General features: G+C 57.4%; 22 protein-coding genes and 2 tRNA genes. 13 read left to right on the plus strand and 11 right to left on the minus strand.

Annotated elements, in window-relative coordinates; genetic code table 11:
* Positions 1–7 precede the first annotated feature (7 nt).
* The 3 genes from AC07OO_RS00710 to AC07OO_RS00720 are packed head-to-tail and all read right to left on the minus strand — an operon-like array spanning position 8 to position 2,156.
* Positions 8–877: a PilW family protein gene (locus AC07OO_RS00710; protein ID WP_495080141.1), complete on the minus strand. Its 870-nt coding sequence runs from the start codon at positions 875–877 to the stop codon at positions 8–10.
* Complete coding sequence (gene pilV, locus AC07OO_RS00715) at positions 874–1,449, minus strand: type IV pilus modification protein PilV (protein WP_495080142.1); 576 nt, start codon at positions 1,447–1,449, stop codon at positions 874–876. The genes AC07OO_RS00710 and pilV overlap by 4 nt, the downstream gene beginning before the upstream one ends.
* Positions 1,440–2,156, minus strand: coding sequence for a GspH/FimT family pseudopilin (locus tag AC07OO_RS00720; protein ID WP_495080143.1), 717 nt, complete (start codon positions 2,154–2,156; stop codon positions 1,440–1,442). The genes pilV and AC07OO_RS00720 overlap by 10 nt, the downstream gene beginning before the upstream one ends.
* On the opposite strand from AC07OO_RS00720, the gene ribD reads away from it, so the two are divergent.
* The 10 genes from ribD (at position 2,099) to tolA (ending at position 10,809) form a co-directional block, all read left to right on the plus strand.
* A complete protein-coding gene (gene ribD, locus AC07OO_RS00725) occupies positions 2,099–3,229 on the plus strand; it encodes a bifunctional diaminohydroxyphosphoribosylaminopyrimidine deaminase/5-amino-6-(5-phosphoribosylamino)uracil reductase RibD (protein WP_495080144.1) in 1,131 nt (376 codons plus the stop codon). The two genes, AC07OO_RS00720 and ribD, sit on opposite strands and share 58 nt — an antisense overlap.
* Before the next feature lie 43 nt (positions 3,230–3,272).
* On the plus strand, positions 3,273–3,905 hold the full coding sequence (locus AC07OO_RS00730) for a riboflavin synthase (protein WP_495080145.1): 633 nt from the start codon (positions 3,273–3,275) through the stop codon (positions 3,903–3,905).
* A gap of 45 nt (positions 3,906–3,950) precedes the next feature.
* Positions 3,951–5,195, plus strand: coding sequence for a nitronate monooxygenase (locus tag AC07OO_RS00735; protein WP_495080146.1), 1,245 nt, complete (start codon positions 3,951–3,953; stop codon positions 5,193–5,195).
* Between the two features lie 110 nt (positions 5,196–5,305).
* Entirely contained in the window at positions 5,306–6,421 is a 1,116-nt protein-coding gene (gene ribBA, locus AC07OO_RS00740) for a bifunctional 3,4-dihydroxy-2-butanone-4-phosphate synthase/GTP cyclohydrolase II (RefSeq protein ID WP_495080147.1), read from the plus strand.
* Positions 6,422–6,469: 48 nt separating this feature from the next.
* A complete protein-coding gene (ribH, locus tag AC07OO_RS00745) occupies positions 6,470–6,943 on the plus strand; it encodes a 6,7-dimethyl-8-ribityllumazine synthase (RefSeq protein WP_495081749.1) in 474 nt (157 codons plus the stop codon).
* Positions 6,943–7,479 (plus strand): transcription antitermination factor NusB, encoded by a 537-nt coding sequence (nusB, locus tag AC07OO_RS00750; protein WP_495080148.1) that lies wholly within the window; start codon positions 6,943–6,945, stop codon positions 7,477–7,479. The genes ribH and nusB overlap by 1 nt, the downstream gene beginning before the upstream one ends.
* A gap of 21 nt (positions 7,480–7,500) precedes the next feature.
* The gene (locus tag AC07OO_RS00755; RefSeq protein WP_495080149.1) at positions 7,501–8,685 is read left to right on the plus strand and encodes a pyridoxal phosphate-dependent aminotransferase; all 1,185 of its coding nucleotides are present in this window, start codon (positions 7,501–7,503) and stop codon (positions 8,683–8,685) included.
* 45 nt (positions 8,686–8,730) lie between these two features.
* Positions 8,731–9,426, plus strand: a complete 696-nt coding sequence (gene tolQ / locus AC07OO_RS00760; RefSeq protein WP_495080150.1) for a protein TolQ — start codon at positions 8,731–8,733, stop codon at positions 9,424–9,426.
* A 2-nt stretch (positions 9,427–9,428) separates the two neighbouring features.
* Positions 9,429–9,863 (plus strand): ExbD/TolR family protein, encoded by a 435-nt coding sequence (locus tag AC07OO_RS00765; RefSeq protein WP_495080151.1) that lies wholly within the window; start codon positions 9,429–9,431, stop codon positions 9,861–9,863.
* A 37-nt stretch (positions 9,864–9,900) separates the two neighbouring features.
* Positions 9,901–10,809 (plus strand): cell envelope integrity protein TolA, encoded by a 909-nt coding sequence (gene tolA, locus AC07OO_RS00770; protein ID WP_495080152.1) that lies wholly within the window; start codon positions 9,901–9,903, stop codon positions 10,807–10,809.
* Position 10,810: 1 nt separating this feature from the next.
* Here the strand turns inward: tolA and AC07OO_RS00775 are convergent, their stop codons facing one another.
* The 7 genes from AC07OO_RS00775 to uvrC form a co-directional block, all read right to left on the minus strand.
* Positions 10,811–11,329, minus strand: a complete 519-nt coding sequence (locus tag AC07OO_RS00775; RefSeq protein WP_495080153.1) for a PH domain-containing protein — start codon at positions 11,327–11,329, stop codon at positions 10,811–10,813.
* A 64-nt stretch (positions 11,330–11,393) separates the two neighbouring features.
* Positions 11,394–11,469: transfer RNA gene (locus AC07OO_RS00780), tRNA-His, on the minus strand.
* Positions 11,470–11,501: 32 nt separating this feature from the next.
* Positions 11,502–13,433 carry a SurA N-terminal domain-containing protein gene (locus AC07OO_RS00785; RefSeq protein ID WP_495080154.1) on the minus strand — a complete coding sequence of 644 codons (1,932 nt, stop codon included), beginning with the start codon at positions 13,431–13,433 and terminating at the stop codon, positions 11,502–11,504.
* Between the two features lie 64 nt (positions 13,434–13,497).
* Positions 13,498–13,573 (minus strand) — tRNA-Val (locus tag AC07OO_RS00790).
* Between the two features lie 17 nt (positions 13,574–13,590).
* Positions 13,591–13,863 carry an HU family DNA-binding protein gene (locus AC07OO_RS00795; protein WP_066709320.1) on the minus strand — a complete coding sequence of 91 codons (273 nt, stop codon included), beginning with the start codon at positions 13,861–13,863 and terminating at the stop codon, positions 13,591–13,593.
* Between the two features lie 326 nt (positions 13,864–14,189).
* Complete coding sequence (gene pgsA / locus AC07OO_RS00800; RefSeq protein WP_495080155.1) at positions 14,190–14,765, minus strand: CDP-diacylglycerol--glycerol-3-phosphate 3-phosphatidyltransferase; 576 nt, start codon at positions 14,763–14,765, stop codon at positions 14,190–14,192.
* A gap of 104 nt (positions 14,766–14,869) precedes the next feature.
* A complete protein-coding gene (uvrC, locus tag AC07OO_RS00805) occupies positions 14,870–16,846 on the minus strand; it encodes an excinuclease ABC subunit UvrC (protein WP_495080156.1) in 1,977 nt (658 codons plus the stop codon).
* 43 nt (positions 16,847–16,889) lie between these two features.
* Between uvrC and earP the strand changes: the two genes are divergently transcribed.
* Both earP and efp read left to right on the plus strand, forming a co-directional pair.
* On the plus strand, positions 16,890–18,041 hold the full coding sequence (earP, locus tag AC07OO_RS00810; RefSeq protein ID WP_495080157.1) for an elongation factor P maturation arginine rhamnosyltransferase EarP: 1,152 nt from the start codon (positions 16,890–16,892) through the stop codon (positions 18,039–18,041).
* A gap of 139 nt (positions 18,042–18,180) precedes the next feature.
* Positions 18,181–18,735 (plus strand): elongation factor P, encoded by a 555-nt coding sequence (efp, locus tag AC07OO_RS00815; RefSeq protein WP_495080158.1) that lies wholly within the window; start codon positions 18,181–18,183, stop codon positions 18,733–18,735.
* Between the two features lie 132 nt (positions 18,736–18,867).
* On the opposite strand, the gene AC07OO_RS00820 is transcribed toward efp, so the two are convergent.
* Positions 18,868–19,758, minus strand: coding sequence for a LysR family transcriptional regulator (locus tag AC07OO_RS00820; protein WP_495080159.1), 891 nt, complete (start codon positions 19,756–19,758; stop codon positions 18,868–18,870).
* A 156-nt stretch (positions 19,759–19,914) separates the two neighbouring features.
* Between AC07OO_RS00820 and AC07OO_RS00825 the strand changes: the two genes are divergently transcribed.
* Positions 19,915–20,931 (plus strand): NADP-dependent oxidoreductase, encoded by a 1,017-nt coding sequence (locus AC07OO_RS00825; RefSeq protein ID WP_495080160.1) that lies wholly within the window; start codon positions 19,915–19,917, stop codon positions 20,929–20,931.
* Positions 20,932–20,948 lie beyond the last annotated feature (17 nt).

The raw sequence follows: 20,948 nt of genomic DNA on the forward strand, positions 1-20,948 counted from the left end.
GCGTCGTTCAAGACGTCATCTTGGTGCGCACCGTGGCCGTAGTGAAATAGGCTCGGCGCAGGTACTTGTCATTCGAAGTTTGGGTTGTCGAACTGCAATCCGAATAGGTCAATGTATCCTCGGCAGTAAGAATAGGCTCGGGACTGCGCATCAACAAACAGATACGCACGCTGATGACGTTGCCCCATTCGGAAGCACCCTGGGCATTTACGGTATCAGCGGTCGTAGCATCCTTGCCCGCCTTGGCATAACGAACAATCTGCGTTGGAGCTGCCGACGTAGTGATGCCATACCACAACTGCATATCGTCAACGTTCTCAATCAGGGGCTGACCAGCGCTGACATTACTGGCGCAATAAAGCTCCTTGCGGGCTGTGGTGCCACTTCCAGTAGTGTTCAGAAAGTACCGATTTCTAGCGATGTAGAAACCTGAGGCCAAAGTCAACCCCAGTCCTTGACAGTCGGAAGGGATATTGGTTGATGTAGGAACCGTGGTCTTAGTATCCGCTTCGTACACAACCTCCAATCCCGACACTGTAGTACTGGAAGACGTATTACAAGTCAGGGTAGCCGTTGCGGCAGGATTGGTAAATGGCAGTGTCCCGCTCGTGGCATCACAGCCGAAGATACCGGAAGTCCCCAGTGTGTTGCCTGGGGCAACATAGCCCGCCAATTGAATCTCGCGCGACAACAGGTTCAAGCCTACTTGAGCCTCTTGGTTCATTTGCCCCACCGCCGCTTGATAACGGCTGGCTCTGCCAGACCCGATAAAACTGACTATGACGGCCCCCACCACCGCGATGCCAATGACCATAGAGATCATGAGCTCAATCAGCGTCAGCCCCTTGGCCTTACGAAAGGAACGCATGGCTTTCATATGTTGATCCTAAAGTAGACGCATCGAACACTCTGATCGGAGCTAAAACCACTCGGGCACTCTTTTGTGCTAGTGCCTCGCGCATCCGTCGTGTTTTCACTGGGGTTGGCGACAGCTGGATCACGCCAGGCGACCCACACATCGGCAGCCAAAACGGCAGTCGACGGCGTGATGAAAACCGACCCCTCGGGCAAGACGCTCCTTACCACCCGCCGCCAATTGGCCAAGTCATAAGCAGCAACGGAACTGCAAGTGCTGGAATACCCCTCGCAAGCGGTGCTTGCAGCGGGAAGACTGGCCTGAGTAGAAAAATTGTCAGACACAGCGTAATCTGCAAGCCCACCTTGATTGGAACGCATGCGCTCGGCCAAATCTGCCGCCAGCATGGTGGCAGTCGCCCGGTATTGGGACATTTTGGAGTACCGAATAGATACTACATTTGCCCCGGACAGGGCAAGTAGCCCAACGGAAGCCAGCAGCACAGATATCAAAACCTCGATCAGAGATGCCCCCCTTGCCCGCCCACGTTTGCGCAACTTTTCCCAACGATTAGATTTAAGAATTAGGGACATGCCGTGACTCCTTGTGCCTCCAAGTTGACGCGTCCAATAGGTCCTACACAAACCAATCGATCATTCACAGACGAACTCAACCTAGCTGGCTTAACTAATAGTGTTTCCGATGACGCTACCGCGATTCCATTGGATTGGTAGGTGAAAAAGCGCTTCGTGCTACTAGGAGTCGTAATTTGAGCAATAGAACCAATATTTGAAGGTGGTTGTTGCACCCGAACAATCTCCTCACCCGTTTCCCAGGTGCCTGGCGTAGCCCCTGTATCAACAAACACCATCCATCCATTTACCCATGCGGGTGAAGTAGAGCAAGTTGATGTACTGCCCGCCGCCAAACTGCAAATAGACACAGGAGCAGACCGACGCAACGCTTCGGATCGCGCATAGCGCATATCACTCACCAATGCAAGCGCCGCGCCCTGCGCCGACCGCTTCATTAGCATCGTAGTGAAGCTGGGTATGGCAATCGCAATGAGCACGCCGAGTATCGCAACAGTAATCAGCAGTTCAATAATAGTGAAGCCTGATGGGCGTTTTTTCATACCCTGGAGAGTAAACCAAGTACTTTTGCGCAGCAATCCAATCCGGACGTTCGGCGGCTCTACGCCGCCAAACGGTAAACTGCGCAAACTGCCTCCGAAGTACTCCCGTGCCCAATATTTACATTGAAAGAGCGCTTTCGCTCGCTGCCAATGCCCAAAATGCATGCCCACCAAATCCTGCAGTGGGCTGTGTGATCGCTGACAGCGACGGAGCCTTTTTGGGAGAGGGCCATACTCAACAGGTCGGAGGCCCCCACGCAGAAGTGATGGCATTACGCAATGCCCAAACGCTGGGAAACGACGTCACCGGCGCCACTGCCTATGTCACGCTTGAACCCTGCTCCCACCACGGACGAACCGGACCCTGTTGCGACGCGCTGATAGCTGCCGGCATCAAGAAGGTGGTTGCAACGGTGACCGATCCCAACCCCTTGGTCGCTGGGCAGGGCTTCGCCAAGCTACGCGCCGCCGGTGTGGAAGTTGAAGTTTTAAGCTCAACTGACCCACTGGCCATCCAATCCTGTGAGCTCAACATTGGCTTTTTCAGCCGCATGGTCCGCAAGACACCGTGGGTCCGCATGAAGATTGCAGCCTCGCTGGATGGGAAAACCGCGCTGGACAATGGCACCAGCCAATGGATCACCTCACCTGAGGCGCGGGCCGACGGCCACGCGTGGCGGGCCCGTGCTGGCGCCATACTGACAGGCATTGGCACTGTATTGCAAGACAACCCCCGGCTGGACGTGCGCGCCGTGCAAACCGACCGCCAGCCCCCAGTCGTCATTGTGGACAGTGCGCTACAGACTCCCATAGACGCCCCCATCATCATGGAAGGGCGCCCCACATTCATCTATGCTGCGATGCAGAATGACGCTCGCCAACAGGCATTAGAGGCATGTGGCGCCACGCTCATCCATCTTCCCGGTACGGGAGATGATGCCAGCCCTACAAACAAGGTAAATCTTGCTGCAATGTTGTTGGACTTAGGCCGCCGGGAAATTAACGAGTTGCATGTGGAAGCCGGCCATCGCCTGAATGGCTCACTGATCCGCGCAGGCTTGGTGGATGAGTTGCTGATGTATATGGCACCCAAACTGCTTGGCCAGGGTCGAGACATGGCCAGCTTTGGTCCCCTGGACGACTTGGGCCAAGCGCTGCAATTGGATTTTGTGTCCACAACCCTGGTCGGTCCAGACCTTCGGGTACTGGCTCGCGTACGCGGACGCGACGTTTTTTAAGCCCTTTTTCGGGCGCAGGTCCAATCCCTGCGAAAATCCCCCCATGTTTACAGGAATCATCACCGGCGTTGGACGCATTGCCGCCGTCAGCGCCTTGGGCGACTCGCCCACACACGGCAAACGTCTGACCATCACCTGCCCCGATCACTACTTGGACGATGTGGGTTTGGGAGACAGCATCGCGCTGAACGGCGCATGTATGACCGTCACCACACTGGACACTGCAGCCCGTCAGTTCACTATCGACATATCTGCTGAGTCGCTGGCAAAAACCGCAGGCCTGGATGATGTGGGCCCCATTAATCTCGAAAAGGCATTGCGCGCAAACGACCGATTGGGTGGGCACCTGGTATCCGGTCATGTCGACGGCATAGGATCCGTAACCCACTTCGCACCGGTGGGTGAGAGTTGGGAATTACGCGTTATGGCCCCCAAAGACCTGGCCAAATATCTGGCCTATAAGGGGTCCATCACGATCAACGGCGTCAGCCTGACGGTCAACCGCATCGCGGATTTGGCCGAAGGCTGCGAAGCCAGCATCAATCTGATACCGCATACCGTGGACAATACAGCCCTAGGCAACCTGAAACCCGGCTCCAGGGTCAATCTGGAAATTGATTTGATTGCGCGCTACGTGGAACGCATGCTTAGCAGCGACATGCCACCGTCAATTTGACATGCTAATGCGCTATACCGACACACAAATCCCACAAGGACAATAATGAAACGAGTAGACGACTTCCGCTTGCGGTTTGGAAAAAAAGAATACGTTCCCATCATGATCGGCGGCATGGGCGTTGATATTTCTACCGCGGAGTTGGCGCTGGAAGCAGCTCGTTTAGGCGGAATTGGCCACATTTCGGACGCAATGGTGCCAGATGTATCGGATCGGCGTTTTGATACTGACTTCGTCAAAGAGAAGACCAAGTTCTACAAATACAACATCGCCAATTCCGATAAGAGCGATATCAAGTTCGACCTTGGGCGCTTGGCCGAAGCGACCAAACTGCATGTAGGTAAGACCATGGAAGCCAAACGTGGCGACGGCATGATCTTCGTCAACTGCATGGAAAAGCTCACGATGAACGCGCCGCGTGAAACCCTGCAGGTGCGGCTGAATTCGGCATTGGATGCCGGCATTGACGGCATTACGCTGAGCGCGGGCCTGCATCTGGGCTCCTTTGCGCTAATGGCGGATCACCCGCGATTCAGAGACGCCAAGCTGGGCATCATTGTGTCGTCTGTCCGTGCCTTGCAATTATTCCTGCGCAAGACCTCGCGCCTGGGCCGATTACCGGACTACATCATCATTGAAGGCCCACTGGCCGGCGGGCACCTGGGATTTGGCATGGACTGGGCCGAATACGATTTGGCCACCATCGTGACCGAAATTGCCCAATTCATGAAGACCGAGCAATTGGACATCCCCCTGATTGCGGCAGGCGGCATCTTCACCGGCAGTGACGCCGTGTCGTTTCTGGAGATTGGAGCAGCAGGTCTTCAAGTGGCTACCCGTTTTACTGTGTCCAACGAATGCGGACTGCCTGCCAAGATCAAGCAGGAGTACTTCAGGGCCAGCGAGGAAGACATCATCGTCAACACCATCTCCCCAACAGGCTACCCGATGCGCATGCTGCGCAGCACGCCCGCCATTGGCGCCGGCATTCGACCCAACTGCGAAGCCTATGGCTATCTCCTGGATGGCAACGGTAGTTGCGCCTATATCACCGCCTACAACGAGCAAATCGTGATCCATCCAGATGGCAAAAACATCTCCGTGATGGATAAAACCTGCTTGTGCACCCATATGCGCAACTTCAATTGCTGGACCTGCGGCAGCACGACTTACCGCCTCAAAGACACTACGCGCAAGTTGGCCGACGGAACCTACCAAACCCTGAGTGCCGAACATATCTTCAAGGATTACCAGTTCAGCGTCGACAACCAGATTGCCCTACCGGACTAGTAACAGACGCGACGCTGTTTTGACAAGCCGCAGCCTGAGAATGGAATCCCACTGCGGCGCCCACTTCATCTGGGACAATAACGGGTATTCCCTGCCCTACCTTTGACACCATGAAACCCCAGACCCCTGTGCCTATTTCCCCAGTAGAAGACATCGTGGCAGACATGCGCGCCGGGCGCATGGTCATTTTGGTGGACGAAGAAGACCGTGAGAACGAAGGGGACCTAGTTCTCGCAGCCGACCACGTCACGGCAGATGCCATCAATTTCATGGCCCGTTTTGGCCGCGGTTTGATTTGTTTGACACTGTCCCGCGAACGCTGTGAAAAGCTGCAACTTCCGCCCATGGTTGCGCGTAATGGCGACAAAAAAGGTACGGCATTTACTGTCTCCATTGAGGCCGCAGAAGGCGTCACCACGGGCATTTCGGCTGCGGATCGCGCACGCACGGTACAGGCTGCGGTAGCCAAGAACGCGGTGCCTAACGATTTGGTACAACCTGGCCATATATTCCCCTTGCAAGCGGTGGACGGCGGCGTGCTCATGCGTGCTGGCCACACCGAGGCCGGTTGCGATCTGGCGACCATGGCAGGATGCTCCCCCGCGTCGGTGATCTGCGAAATCATGAAGGACGACGGCACCATGGCCCGTCTGCCCGACTTGCAATTGTTTGCAGGCGAGCATGGTCTCAAGATTGGCACGATTGCCGATCTGATTGCCTACCGCAGCCGCGTGGAATCCCTGATTGAGAACATGGGAACGCATGCCATCAACACGGCATTTGGTGAGTTCACTGCCCATGCATTCCGCGACACCACGGGTCGAGGCGTACACCTCGCCTTGGTTCGCGGCGAGTGGAATGCATCCGACACCATTCCAGTACGTGTGCACGAACCATTGTCGATACTGGACGCGCTCCAAGTGGGCCGCACCATGCACTCCTGGAGCCTGGACGCCACGTTGTCCCATATTGCAACAGAGGGCCAGGGCGTTGTGGTGCTGCTCAACTGTGGCGAAAGTGGTGAGCAGCTGTTAGCCCAGTTCGAAGGTACAGCACGCCCAGCACATGCGCCCGAGCGGGGCCGCATGGACCTACGCACCTATGGCATCGGTGCACAAATACTGCGCCAATGCGGTGTGCACAAAATGCGCCTGATGGGCAGCCCTCGACGCATGCCCAGCATGGCTGGCTATGGCCTCGAGATCACCGGTTACATCACGAAATAAATTGGCATGGAGATCGCTGCTAAGCCGTCTCCCATTGAAAGGAATTCTATGTTTGGCGCAGACAAGGGCCACGTTGCCACTACGGACGACCGCATGAATGGAAAGGGCCTCAAAATAGGCATCGTGCAGGCGCGGTTCAATGCCGACGTCACCAATGCTCTCACACAGGCCTGCAAAGCCGAGCTCATTGCGCTGGGCGTGGCAGAGAAAGACATAGAGCACTTGACCGTACCTGGCGCTCTGGAAGTCCCTGTTGCTTTGCAGGCTATGGCAGAAAAGACCAATTACGACGCCTTGGTCGCTATTGGCTGCATCATCCGCGGTGAAACCTATCACTTCGAGCTTGTAGCCAACGAGTCGGGCGCAGGCGTGACACGTGTTTCGCTGGATTACCAATTGCCAATTGCCAACGCAATTTTGACTACAGAAGACATGCCCCAGGCTGTCGCCCGCCAGATAGAAAAAGGGCGCGATGCCGCGCGTGTGGCCATAGAGATGGCGAACCTGTTGGAGGCCATGTAATGAGCACCATGAACGCCGCGTCCAAACGCCCTCCTCGCCAATCCCGTACCGGCCTTACCAGCACCGGCGCGCGCAAAGCCGGTAGCAAGTCAGACCGCAGCCGGTCGCGCGAGTTCGCGTTGCAAGGCCTTTACCAGCATCTGGTTGGAGGCAACGCAATTGACGACATCGACCGTTTTACCCGCGATCTGGCAGGCTTCAACAAGGCAGACGCCGTGCACTTTGATGCACTGCTGCAAGGCTGCATTGCGGAGGCCGTACAACTGGATGCCTTGATTACGCATTTGCTGGATCGGCCCATGTCGGAGATCTCACCCATTGAGCATGCGATTATGTGGATCGGTGCCTATGAATTGAGCCATTGTCTCGATGTGCCATGGCGCGTGGTGCTCAATGAATGCATTGAATTGGCCAAGGAGTTCGGTGGCACTGATGGGCACAAATATGTAAACGCCGTTCTCAATGGCATAGCGCCGACGCTGCGCGCAGTCGAAGTCGAAGCAGACCGCGCGCAAGCCAAAAAGCCGCGTAACTGATCGCGCACAGCCAATACATCCATGCAAATATCCTCGCGTGCACAAAAGATAGAACCCTTTTATGTGATGGAGGTGGCCAAGGCCGCCGCGAGTTTGGGCCAGTCAGTGGCGCACACCAATGCGCCCATGATTTTTCTGAACATCGGTGAGCCCGATTTCACAGCCCCACCCTTGGTGCAAGAAGCCGCAGAGCGCGCCATTCGTGACGGTCGCACGCAGTACACACCCGCAACCGGACTTCCGATGCTGCGTGAACGCATCAGCCAATGGTATGCCCAGCGCTTCGGCGTCGACATACCAGCCAGCCGGATTGTGGTGACGGCAGGCGCATCGGCTGCCCTGCACCTGGCATGCATGGCCCTGATCGAGCCCGGCGATCAAATCCTGATGCCCGACCCCAGCTACCCCTGCAACCGGCATTTTGTCAGTGCAGCGGAAGGCTATGCGGTGCTGGTGCCGACCACGGCCGAAGACCGTTTCCAACTCAGCGCCGATGCGGTGCGCTCTGAATGGGGTCCGCGCACGCGTGGCGTGCTGCTGGCGTCGCCCTCCAACCCCACAGGCACGTCTATCCACCCGGACGCCTTACGCGACATCCACCGCGTGGTGCAGATGCATGGTGGCATCACCATGGCCGACGAGATCTATCTGGGGCTGAGCTTTGAAGCCCAGTACGGGCAGACCGCACTGGCGCTGGACGACGACATCATCAGCATCAACAGCTTCAGCAAATATTTCAATATGACCGGCTGGCGCCTGGGCTGGATGGTGGTGCCGGAAAACCTGGTGCCCGTCATCGAGCGCCTGGCACAAAACCTGTTCATCTGCCCCAGCACCATTGCCCAGCATGCGGCTCTGGCCTGTTTCGAACCCGAAAGCCTGGCGCTGTACGAGCAGCGCCGCAGTGAATTCAAGGCCAGGCGCGACTACTTCATACCGCAGCTCAACGCCATGGGACTGACCGTGCCAGTGATGCCCGACGGCGCCTTCTACGCTTGGGCGGACTGTTCAGCGGCGTGCGCCAAGTTGGGGATCAAGGACAGTTGGGATTTCGCGTTTGAAGTCATGAACAAGGCCCATGTCGCCATCACCCCAGGGCGCGATTTTGGCTCTGCCCAAACACACAATTTCGTGCGCTTTTCAACGGCCAGTTCCATGGAACACTTACAGGAAGCCGTGGCACGTTTGCGCACGCTTCTGCTCTAATGTTGACCCAGTTACGGCCCCGCATCACCCTCCTGAAATTCCGCAATGAACCAAGACCTATCCATACTCCACCTGGTGCTCAACGCAAGTGTCGTGGTGCAAGCCGTCATGCTGCTATTGATGCTGGTGTCCATTACGAGCTGGGCAGCCATCTTCCGAAAATACTTTGCGCTGAACCGCGTGAAGTCACTCAACGAATCGTTCGAACGCGAATTCTGGTCCGGCGCCAGCTTGAACGACCTATTTACCGATGCATCCAAGCACGCCGGTAAAGGCGGTCCTATGGAGCGGATATTCGCCAGCGGCATGCGCGAATTCCAAAAGCTGCGTGAGCGTCGCATTACCGACATTGGTACATTGATGGACGGCGCCCGTCGCGCCATGCGTGCCAGCTTTCAGCGGGAGATGGATGTGATTGAAACCAACCTCTCCTTCCTGGCATCGGTCGGCTCAGTGTCACCCTACGTAGGTTTGTTTGGCACCGTGTGGGGCATCATGCACGCTTTTGTAGGCTTGGCCGCATTGACCCAGGTGACGCTGGCCACGGTAGCACCGGGCATTGCCGAGGCACTAGTCGCAACGGCGATTGGCTTGTTTGCCGCCATCCCAGCAGTTGTTGCATATAACCGCTTTGCCCGCGACATCGACCGCATTGCCACGCACCAAGAGACCTTTATCGAAGAGTTCTCCAACATTCTGCAGCGCAATGTTGGTGCGCAACCTACGACGAACACGCGGTAATCATGCCAGCCGTATCGCACCGTGGCCGAGGCCGCCGCACCATCAACGAAATCAACATGGTGCCCTTCATCGACGTGATGCTGGTGCTGCTGATCATTTTTATGGTGACGGCGCCTTTGATCACGCCCAGCATGATTGATCTCCCTAGTGTGGGTAAGGCGTCACGCCAGCCCGACCAGATCATTCAAATCGTACTGGGCAAGAATGACGGCCTGGAAATGAAGGTGAAAGACAAGACCACGGCCCTCAGCCTGAAGGAGCTCGCAGGTGCGGTCAAAGGTGCGCAGGGCGCGCGTGACGGAGTGACGGCCACCAATTCGGCTGTGGTGATTAGCGCCGATAAAAATGTGAAGTATGAAAGCGTAGTCAAGGTCATGGATACCTTGCAGCGTGCGGGTATTCAACGGGTCGGTCTGTCCGTGCAACTAGCCAATTGATAACTGATCTGACCCTCTGCAACCCGGTGCACCAGCCATGAATGCCGACCAAGCCCGCATGGAATTTGCCCCGCCGCCCACGCCGGGGCTGATGCGCGCCTTTGGCTTGGCCATCTTGGCGCATGCACTCCTGCTGGTCGTACTGTCCCTGGGAGTGCAATGGAAACGGGACACCACTCCGGTCACCGTGGCAGCGGAGCTATGGTCAGCACTTCCGGTAGAAGCAGCACCGCCGCCTATACCCGAACCACCACCCGAGACACCAGACCCGGTAAAAGCGCCGGTGCTCAAGGAAACTCCTGTACCGCCAACGCCTCTGCCCACAGTGCCCGACCCGAGCATTGCTATTGCGAAAGAAAAGGCACGATTGGAAAGGGAACGGCAGCAGGAGCAGGAACGCCTGGCTCTGGAAAAGCGTCAAAAAGAGGCCCTCAGAACCAAGAAGTTGGCCGAAGAAAAGGAAGCGCGTGACAAAGAGCAGCGCGAAAAATTAGCACGCGACAAGAAGGCACAGCAGGACCTGCAAAAGGCACAGGCCGCAAAATCAGAGACGGATGCCAAGCAAATCGCGGAGCTGCGTCGTCAACAAATCGAGCGCATGAACCGCATGGCCAACCAAGCAGCGGGTTCGGGTGATGCCAACTCCATGGGCTCTGCCAAGCAGTCCTCAGGCCCCTCCGCCAGCTACATGGGACGCATCATTGCGCGCATCAAACCCAACATCACTTACACGGAGTCCTTAGGTAGCAACCCCGTAGCTGATGTGGAAGTGCGCACCTCCCCTGATGGGACCATCATCAGCCGCAAATTGGTGAAATCCAGCGGCGTAAAGTCGTGGGATGACGCCGTCATCAACGCGATCGACAAGACTGAAAAGTTACCGCCCGACGTAGACGGTAAAGTCATACCGTGGCTGATTGTTGGATTCAGCTACAAAGACCGTTAGCTCAAGCTTGCACCACCGTCGTAACGCGCCGCCTGGCGCGCTCACGCAATGAGCATTCGCGCAGAGTGTCAGCCAGCTTTTCCAGATCTTGGACTCCGAAGATCACTACGGTTGAAAAATTGGAGTCGCTGGAACGCAATTGCAGCACGCAGTGACCCAGCAAGCGCATGCCCAGAGGTTTGAGCACATCGAAGTGATCAATGCGAAAAAGCTCCACGCTCTCTTTGGATTTGGAAAGGATGCCTTCTTCGATCCTGACCCGCTGTGTTGTGATTTCATACCGGGTCGACAGGCTCTGCACCCAGTAGTAAATGAAGGCGATGCCCACAGTCCCGACAACTACCAGCCATTGCCACATCGAAAAAATGATCGCCGGATGGGCCGCATATAGGACCCTTTCCGCCTCTGAGTCTTTGGCCGCAGCAAACGCTACCAAATCCGTATTGCAAAACCGACATTTGATGGCCGCCGATTTGATGGTTTCCGCACAAACGGGGCATGCCTTGGTATCGTCGCTCACAGGACTTCTCCTTGCATAAAAAAAGCCTGCTACCGTTTAGATAGCAGGCTTCATGTGTATCAGTTGGGGTGGCTGATGGGGCTCGAACCCACGACAACAGGAATCACAATCCTGGACTCTACCAACTGAGCTACAGCCACCGCGAGCACCAGATTATAGCCGGTGTTTTCCCCTATTCAACCAAAGTTTGTTGTCCGGTTGCACCGGGTGCGGGACGTGGGGCCTTGATGGCCACCTTGAATCGCTGGCTTAGCATCTTGTAGTAAGCCTTGTTTTCGGCGTTGGCTACCCATTGTGCATACTGTTTGCGCTCTTGCTCGGCGGTCGCAGCCACAGGCGCACTGCGGGGCAGCACCTTGCTGACACGCGCAACTACGTAGCCTTGAATACCCAGATCCACACCCACCCAGGCTGGCAACGTAGCGGTGTCTGCCTGCAATACTGCGTCCAACACAGGAGCGGGAACTGTTTGCGCGCCCTCACGTGAAACGGTCGCGGTTGCTGGCAGTTGCTCCGGCTCTTTGGTCTTCCACGCTGCGAGCTTCGCGGCGCCTTCCTTCTTCGCCAGTTCCGCGGATTGTTTGGCAACCAAACCGGCCTTCACAACAGCACGCACATCGGCCAAGGGTTGTGTGCTCGCGGGCGTGTATTGGGTGATGCGTGCAGCAGCCAATTGGTTCAAACCGACTTCAACCGCTTCGGTATTGCGTTTCTTCTCCAAGGAGTCCGCGCTGAAAACAGCCGCCAGAAACTTCGGATTGGCAAAGACACCTGTAACACCAGGAGCTGGTTTGCGCTGCAGATTGTTTGCCGTCTTGACCTCCAGTTTCAAACGCTCGGCAACGGACTTCAGGCTATCGGATTCTTCGTAGACGCCATTGGTGAATTGCTCGGCAACCTCGGCAAACTTGCGCTGCGCCTGTTGTTGCTTCAGATCGGCTTCTATGCTGGGGCGCAACTCTTCAAAACTGCGTTGCTTGGGTATTTTGGTGTCCGTCACCTTGATGATGTGGAAACCAAAGTCGGATTCCACTACATCGCTGATGTCACCCTTTTGCATAGCGAACGCAGCCTCTTCGAAGGGCTTGACCATGGCACCGCGGCCAAAGAAGTCGAGATCGCCGCCATTGGGCGCAGAACCTGGGTCCTGCGAATTCTTGCGCGCCACATCGGCAAAACTATCGGGTGCTTTGCGTACCTGGGCCAGCAAGGCATCCGCTTTTTCGCGGGCCTTTTTACGCTCATCTGCCGGCATATCCTTGGGCGCATTGATCAGAATATGGCTGGCACGGCGCTCTTCCTTACCACTCAGGCGTGTCACATTCTGGTCGTAATACGTCTTCACATCGGCTTCATTGAGGCTGATGGATTTCTTGACGATGTCCAGGTCGAGCACCACATACTCAATATTGGCAGACTCTGGCGACTTGAAGCTAGCCAAGTTGGACTGGTAGAAGGCTTCGATCTCCGCATCCGTGGGATTGACCTTGCTGGCGTAGTCTGTCGGGTTGAAACGTGAAATCTGCACTTCGCGCCGCTCATAAAACGCATTCAACGACACGTCAGGCAATGCTGCGGGAGAAAACGCGGTATTCACCACACCGGCTTCTACTTGCCGCTCAGACATTTGGCTGCGGACACGCGCTAGTAGGCCGTCCGAAGTCAGGCCCTGAGCCGCTGCCACTTGGCTGAAACGTTCGAGATCCAAAGCTCCGTCAGGCTTGCGTAGGCTGGAAAAAGCGGGGCTTTGTTGCAACTCTCGGGTCATGCGCGCATCGGCAATGTTGAGGCCCGCATCTTTGACGGCTTCGGCCAGCACACGCTCGCGCACCAGCCGTTCCAAGGTCATGTAGCGCGCCTCGGGCGACTCCAGCAACTTGGCATCCAGATTGGGCATTTGCTGGCGCAGACGATCCACTTCGTTTTTGTGGGCAGCGTCCCACTCGCCCTGTGTGATGCTGTGATTGGCTACTGTGGCCACGGCGTCACCGCCGGCACGAATGCTCTTGAATCCTTCAACACCGGTCACAACGAACGCGGGAATGATCAGCAAGAACATCAAAATCATCATGATTTTTGTGTGCTTGCGAACGTAATCGAACATGCGCTAACTCTCCAGTAAATAACAAAAAAGGCGAACACACTGTTCGCCTTTGTCTGAGTGCCGGTGGTGGGTGATGACGGGCTCGAACCGCCGACCTACGCCTTGTAAGGGCGCCGCTCTACCAACTGAGCTAATCACCCCACCTTAAACCAAAAAATCAATTCAGAGCATCTTTCAATGCCTTGCCAGGACGGAACTTGGGAACCTTGGCGGCCTTGATTTTAATCGCAGCGCCAGTGCGGGGATTACGACCGGTACGGGCCGCACGTTTTCCGACCGCAAATGTACCAAAACCTACCAGCGACACCGTGCCGCCTTTTTTCAAGGTGGTTTTTACCGCTCCAATAGTGGACTCCAAGGCGCGTGTCGCTGCGGCCTTGGAAATGTCGGCATGTTTTGCAATGTGCTCAATCAGTTCGGTTTTATTCACAAAGACCCCTTGTAGGAAGCAGAGTTAATCGAATTGTCTCTTCAAATATTGTTTTCACCGGACTCAGTTCTCTGGTTCTCTGCACATTGCGCAAACGGGCCGGAAGCTGGTCTGGATCACTTCAGTAGCAACCGCGGCTGCTGCTGCCCATTAAAGCCATGGGTCATTTCCATGTCAATACGCCATGCAGCTTTACAACGGTGCGGAGGCAGATTCTAGTCGCATTTGTTCTCAAAATTTGACCCAGAAATCAAGAATAAATGTGGTAATCGCGTGCGCACAAAAAGCCTCAAGACGGTGAGGCCAGCGCGGCAAAAAGGTGAGCGCTATTTGGCCCGCGCCCGGATTTCCGGCAAGGCTTTTTGCAGGTAATACACCATCGACCAGATGGTCAAAATCGCTGCCACCCAGATCAGCCAGACACCCCATTGATGGGTATGAACCAGACCAAACAAAACGCCGTCGAACAGCAGGAATGGAATTGCAACCATTTGTGCAACGGTCTTCAGTTTGCCAATCATGTGCACAGCCACGCTCTTGGATGCACCAATCTGGGCCATCCATTCGCGCAAAGCCGAGATGGCAATTTCGCGCCCGATGATGATCAGCGCTACGAACACATCGGCACGGCCCAAATGCACCAGCACCAGCACGCAAGCACACACTAGAAACTTGTCGGCGACCGGGTCGAGGAAGGCACCAAATGATGAGGTCTGGTTCAGCTTGCGAGCCAGGTAACCATCCAGCCAATCGGTGGCGGCAAACACCACAAACATGATGGTTGCCGTCAGGTTTTTCTCAGCTAGCGTTGCCACCGAATCGGGCAAATAGAAAACCCCCACGATGAGTGGGATCGCAAAGATCCGCGTCCACGTCATGATGGTCGGTATGGTCATAAACATGGCTTGATTGTGGCACGGCTTGCGTGCCGCCGGGCCGTCCCAAGACACGAAAGACCCCTTGGGGGCCGTGACCCGCGCAGCGACGGAGCGCAGGGGCGCTTCTATTAGTGCAAAGCGCGGTAGATTTCTTCCGCTAATTCTTTGGAGATGCCATCGACTGTTGCGATGTCGTCAACACTGGCCAGCGCCACGCCGCGCACGCCGCCAAAGCGCTGCAACAACTTGGCCCGCCGCTTGGGGCCAACTCCGGGGATCTCCTCCAACTTGCCTCCACCCACCCGCACCTTGGCCCGCGCGGCGCGCATGCCGGTGATGGCGAATCGGTGGGCCTCGTCGCGTATCTGGGCCACCAACATCAGCGCCGCGGAATCGGAGCCCAGGTAAACCTTTTCGCGCCCATCGGCAAAGACCAACTCCTCCAAGCCGACCTTGCGACCCTCACCCTTTTCCACTCCGACGATCAACGACAGATCCAGCCCCAATTGTTCGAATACCTCACGCGCCATGGACACCTGGCCTTTGCCGCCGTCTACCAGCACCAGATCAGGCAGTCGGCCCGTGCCAGATAGTGCCTGCCCCACATGCTTGGCCTCCTTGAGAGCTTCGGCCAATTTACCATAGCGGCGGGTCAGTACCTGCCGCATGGCGGCGTAGTCGTCCCCCGGCGTGATGCCATCGATATTGAAGCGCCGGTATTCAGAGTTCTGCATCTTGTGGTGGTGGAACACCACGCACGAGGCCTGAGTTGCCTCCCCTGCCGTGTGCGAGATATCAAAACACTCCACCCGCAAGCTGTCCAGGCTGTCCAACGTCAAATCCAACGCCTCGGCCAATGCGCGGGTACGGGCCTGCTGCGAGCCCTCCTCCGCCAGCAAGCGGGCCAGTTGCAAGGCGGCATTGGTTTGCGCCATTTCCAACCAGGCTCGGCGTTGCTCGCGCGGCTGGTGGATGGCGCTGACCTTGAATCCCACTTGCTCGGACAAGACCTTCAACAGTCCCTTGCTGACCGGCTCGCTGACGATGAGTGTGGGCGGCATGGCCACATCCACATAGTGTTGGGACAAAAAGGCCTCCAACACCTGAACTTCTACAGGTGGCAGTGGCGCATCACCCGCGTCATCGTCGGCCAGGCCGGCTGCATCTTCCACATGGACCGGAAAGTACGGCCTGTCGCCCAGATGGCGGCCGCCACGCACCATGGCCAAGTTGACGCAGGCCTTGCCGCCCTGCACCTTGACGGCGAGGATGTCCACGTCGCGGTCTTCCACGTTGTCCATCGCCTGCTGGTGCAGCACATTGGACAAGGCCGCCACCTGGTTACGCAGCTCAGCGGCCTGTTCGAACTCCAGCTTGTCGGCGTGGGCCATCATGCGGGCTTCCAAGTGGCGCAGAACCTCTTGCGCATCGCCGCGCAAGAATTTCTCGGCGTTGGCCACATCCTCGGCATAGTCCTGCGCCGAGATGTGACCGACGCAGGGCGCCGAGCATCGCTTGATCTGGTACAGCAAACAGGGGCGGCTGCGGTTGCTGAACACCGGATCTTCACAGGTACGCAGGCGAAAGACCTTCTGCATCAACAAAATGGCTTCCTTCACCGCCCAGGCACTGGGATAGGGGCCGAAGTAACGGTGCTTTTTTTCCACACTGCCGCGGTAGTACGAGACCCGTGCAAAGTCCGCGGCCAGTGCTGGGGCGGGTGCGGCGGTTCCGGGCATAGTCTCTACAACTGATCGCTTGGGCACGCCCGTCATCTTCAAATACGGGTAACTCTTGTCGTCCCTAAACAGAATGTTGTACTTGGGATTGAGCGTCTTGATGAGGTTGTTTTCCAGCAGCAAGGCCTCGGCCTCGGAGCGCACCACCGTGGTCTCCATGCGCACAATCTTGCTGACCATGTGGCCGGTGCGGGTGCCGCCGTGGTTCTTCTGGAAATAACTGGAAACCCGCTTCTTCAGGTTGATGGCCTTGCCGACATAGAGCAACTGGTCTTGCACATCAAAGTAGCGGTACACGCCGGGCAATGCAGGCAGCGCAGCGACTTCGCGCAGCAGTTCTTCGGAATGGGTTTCGTCAGCAAGCATGGGCAGTATTGTGCGTTCTTTGCCCCGGTGGACAATCGGACCCATGCAAAAACCCGCACCCCAAGATTCGCCAACGCCACCGCTGCTATGGGACGTGTTTTGCCGCGTCATCGACAATTTTGGCGACCTCGGTGTTTGTTGGCGCTTGTGTACCGACTTGGCCGCTCGCGGTCACCGCATGCGCCTGTGGGTGGACGACGCGCGCGGGCTGCAATGGATGGCGCCGAGCGCGCTGCAAGGCGCATGCGCGGGTATACAGGTGCTGGACTGGGCGGATTCGCAGGACACCAAGCATCTGGCCAACCTGCCGCCTGCGGATGTGTGGGTGGAAGGGTTCGGTTGCGAGATTGCTCCAGAATTTATAGCGCACTATTCAAGTATTACGAGGGCTATAGGCCAATCAGGCTTAAGCCAACCGATCTGGATCAACCTGGAATATCTGTCGGCCGAATCCTTTGTGGAGCGCTCCCATGGCCTGCCATCACCGGTCATGAGCGGTCCGGCCAAAGGCTGGACCAAGTATTTTTTCTACCCCGGTTTCACTGCACGCACCGGCGGTCTACTGCGCGAGCCGGGTTTGCAGCAGCGCCAACAGGCATTTGCCCAACCGGGATTTCGTGCAGCATGGTTGGAGAGGCAAGGCGTGCCGGATGCAACGGGCGAGCTGCTGGTGTCCTTGTTTTGCTATGAACCGGCGGCATTGCCTGCGCTGCTGTCCCAGTTGGATGCGTGGCCCGCACCAGTGCGACTCCTGGTCACGGCCGGGCGTGCGCAGGCGGCCATGCGGCAGGCCACTTCGAGCCTGCCAACAGGAAGCAACCTGCACATCCACTACCTGCCCGCCCTGACGCAGCACGACTACGACCACCTGCTGTGGGCTTGCGACCTCAACTTTGTACGGGGCGAAGACTCACTGGTGCGCGCCATCTGGGCCGACAAGCCCCTGGTCTGGCAAATCTATGCGCAAGACGATGCGGCCCACCTGCCCAAGCTGGAGGCCTTTCTGGACATGCTGGCCGCCCCACCTGGCTTGCGTGCTTTCCACCACCGCTGGAACGGACCGGCGGTTGCAGAGCCCCTCCCCGCCATTGATTTGCAGGCCTGGTCGCAATCCGTGCAGTCCGCACGCGAACGCCTGCTGGGCATGGACGATCTGGCCACGCAGCTGCTTCAGTTTGTGTGGAAAAAACGGTAAAATCCGAGGCTTTGCTGAATTTGCCCCGTAAACCGATGGCAAACCATGCTCCGCCGCCTGTCTATGGTGGCGTCTTCGCCGCCTTGTGCGGCCTATCACGCTGGCAGCACAGGCTGACAGTGACAACCGCTTAAAGCACATGAAAATCGCACAAGAAATCCGCGCCGGCAACGTCATCATGCACGGCAAAGACCCCATGGTCGTTCTGAAGACCGAATACGCCCGCGGTGGCCGCAATGCCGCCACCGTGCGCATGAAGCTCAAGAGCCTGATCGCCAACTTCGGCACCGAAGTCGTGTTCAAGGCCGACGACAAGATGGACCAGATCATTCTGGACAAGAAAGAGTGCTCCTACTCCTACTTCGCCGATCCCCTGTATGTGTTCATGGACACTGAGTACAACCAGTACGAAGTCGAAGCCGAAAACATGGGCGACGCACTGAACTACCTGGAAGACGGCATGACCACCGAAGTGGTGTTCTACGAAGGCAAGGCCATTTCCGTTGAACTGCCCACCAGCGTTGTGCGCGAGATCACCTGGACCGAACCCGCCGTCAAGGGCGACACGTCGGGCAAGGTTTTGAAGCCTGCCAAGATCGCCACCGGTTTCGAAATCGGCGTGCCAATCTTCGTTGCCCAAGGCGACAAGGTTGAAATCGACACCCGTACCGGTGAGTACCGCAAGCGCGTCTAAACTAGTGCCCCCGCGCTCCACCACTGCGTGGGTCGCTGCCCCCCAAGGGGGTGCGTTTCACCTTGGGGCGGCCCGGCGGTGAAACAACGCCCCGCTCTCAAAAAGGCTTCTTCGGAAGCCTTTTTTTATTTGTCACTGCGCAAACAGACGCTCCTGCAAGAAGGCTACAAAGGTGGCCGTCTTCAGAGCCAGCCAGGGCCGTGCTGGGTACACCGCATACATGGACTGCCCCGGCCGCAGGCCATAGTCACGCATGATCTCCACCAGTTCCCCACTGGCCAGTTCCTTGGCCACCATCAACCGGTCCGTTAGCAAAATACCGCCACCCGCGCAGGCCGCAGCAACAAGCGACATGCCGTCATTGAGTTGTATCTTGCCTTGCACGTTGACCAGCGTAGTCTGCCCGTCGTGGATGAACCCCCACTCGTCAAAGCTGCGCGCGCCATTGGTGTAGACCAGGCAATCGTGCTGGGCCAGATCGGCGGGCATGGTGGGCGTGCCACGGCGCTGCAGGTAGCTGGGCGCCGCCACCACCACGCGTGAGCTATCGGCCAGCTTGCGCGCCACCAGTGTGGAGTCCTCCAGATGGGCCACGCGGATGGCCACATCGATGTGCTCGGCAATCAGGTCCACCATGCGGTCCTCCACCATCAGCACCACATCCACCAGCGGGTAGCGCTGCGTGAACTCAACCAAGAGCGGCACCAGATAGCGCTGGCCCAATGGCATGGGGCAACTGACGCGCAGGCGGCCCTTGACCTCGCTCTGGTACTGCCCCGTCAATTGCTCGATATTGGACAGTGCGCGGTCGATCTGCTGGGCCTGCGCATAGACCTGTTCGCCAATCTCGGTCAGCGTCAGCCGGCGGGTGGAGCGCTGGATCAGGCGCGCACCCAACTCGGCCTCCAGCTTGGCCAATTGGCGTGACAGCACCGACTTGCCGCAGCCTAAGCCCAAGGCCGCCTTGCTGATGCTGCCCGCCTGCACGATGGCAGAGAAATTGGCCAAACGCTGGGGATTCATGACGGGTTTCATAATATTGTTGCCCTATAGACAACAATATTATGCATTTCAATGGTCTATTCAGCCAACTTATTGCTTTCTACACTTCAGCCCATGGTTTCAGCAATCTCGTTGAAAACCAAACAACCCCTTGTTTTCACACCCAGGAGATTTGCAATGAGCGCTACCGTCAACAACCAATTCAAACTCGCCGCCCGCCCCGCAGGCACCGTCAAAGCCAGCGACTGGAACCGCACCCAAGAGCCGCTGCGCGACCCAGTCGACGGCGAAGTCGTTGTCCAAGTGCTGTACATCTCGCTGGACCCCGCCATGCGCGGCTGGATGAATGACAGCAAGGCTTCTTACATCCCGCCCGTGGGCCTGGGCGAAGTCATGCGTGCGCTGGCCGTAGGCCGTGTCACCGCTTCCAAGAACCCCAAGTTCGCCATCGGCGACCACGTGACCGGTTTGCTGGGCGTGCAGGACTATGCCTATTCCAACGGCCAGGGTCTGACCAAGGTCGATCCCAAGCTGGCTCCCCTGCCCGTCTACCTCAGCACGCTGGGCATGCCCGGCATGACAGCCTACTTTGGTCTGTTGGAAGTGGGCCAGCCCAAGGCCGGTGATACGGTGGTCGTCTCCGGTGCCGCCGGTGCCGTGGGTGCGGTGGTAGGGCAGATCGCCAAGATCAAGGGCGCACGCGTCATCGGCATCGCCGGTGGTGCCGACAAGTGCCGCTACCTGGTCGAAGAACTGGGCTTTGACGCCGCCATCGACTACAAGTCCGAAGACGTGGCCGCCGCGTTGGCCAAGCATGCGCCCCAGGGCGTGAATGTGTACTTCGACAACGTGGGTGGCGACATTCTGGACGCCGTGCTGACCCGCTTGGCACGTGGTGCACGCATCGTCATCTGCGGTGCCATCTCGCAGTACAACAACACGACGCCCGTCAAGGGCCCAGCCAACTACCTGTCGCTGCTGGTGACACGCTCCACGATGACCGGCATTGTGGTCTCCGACTACTACGACCGCGCCATGGAAGCCGCGATGGTGATGGCTGGTTGGATCGCGTCCGGCAAGCTCAAGACACGTGAAGATGTGGTCGAAGGCCTGGACAATTTCCCCAAGGCCTTTGACATGCTGTTCACCGGCGCGAACAACGGCAAACTGGTACTCAAGTTGAACGCGAACTGAAGCCCGCGAACCGGGTG

It is taken from the genome of Rhodoferax sp. GW821-FHT07G04 (genome assembly GCF_059418585.1).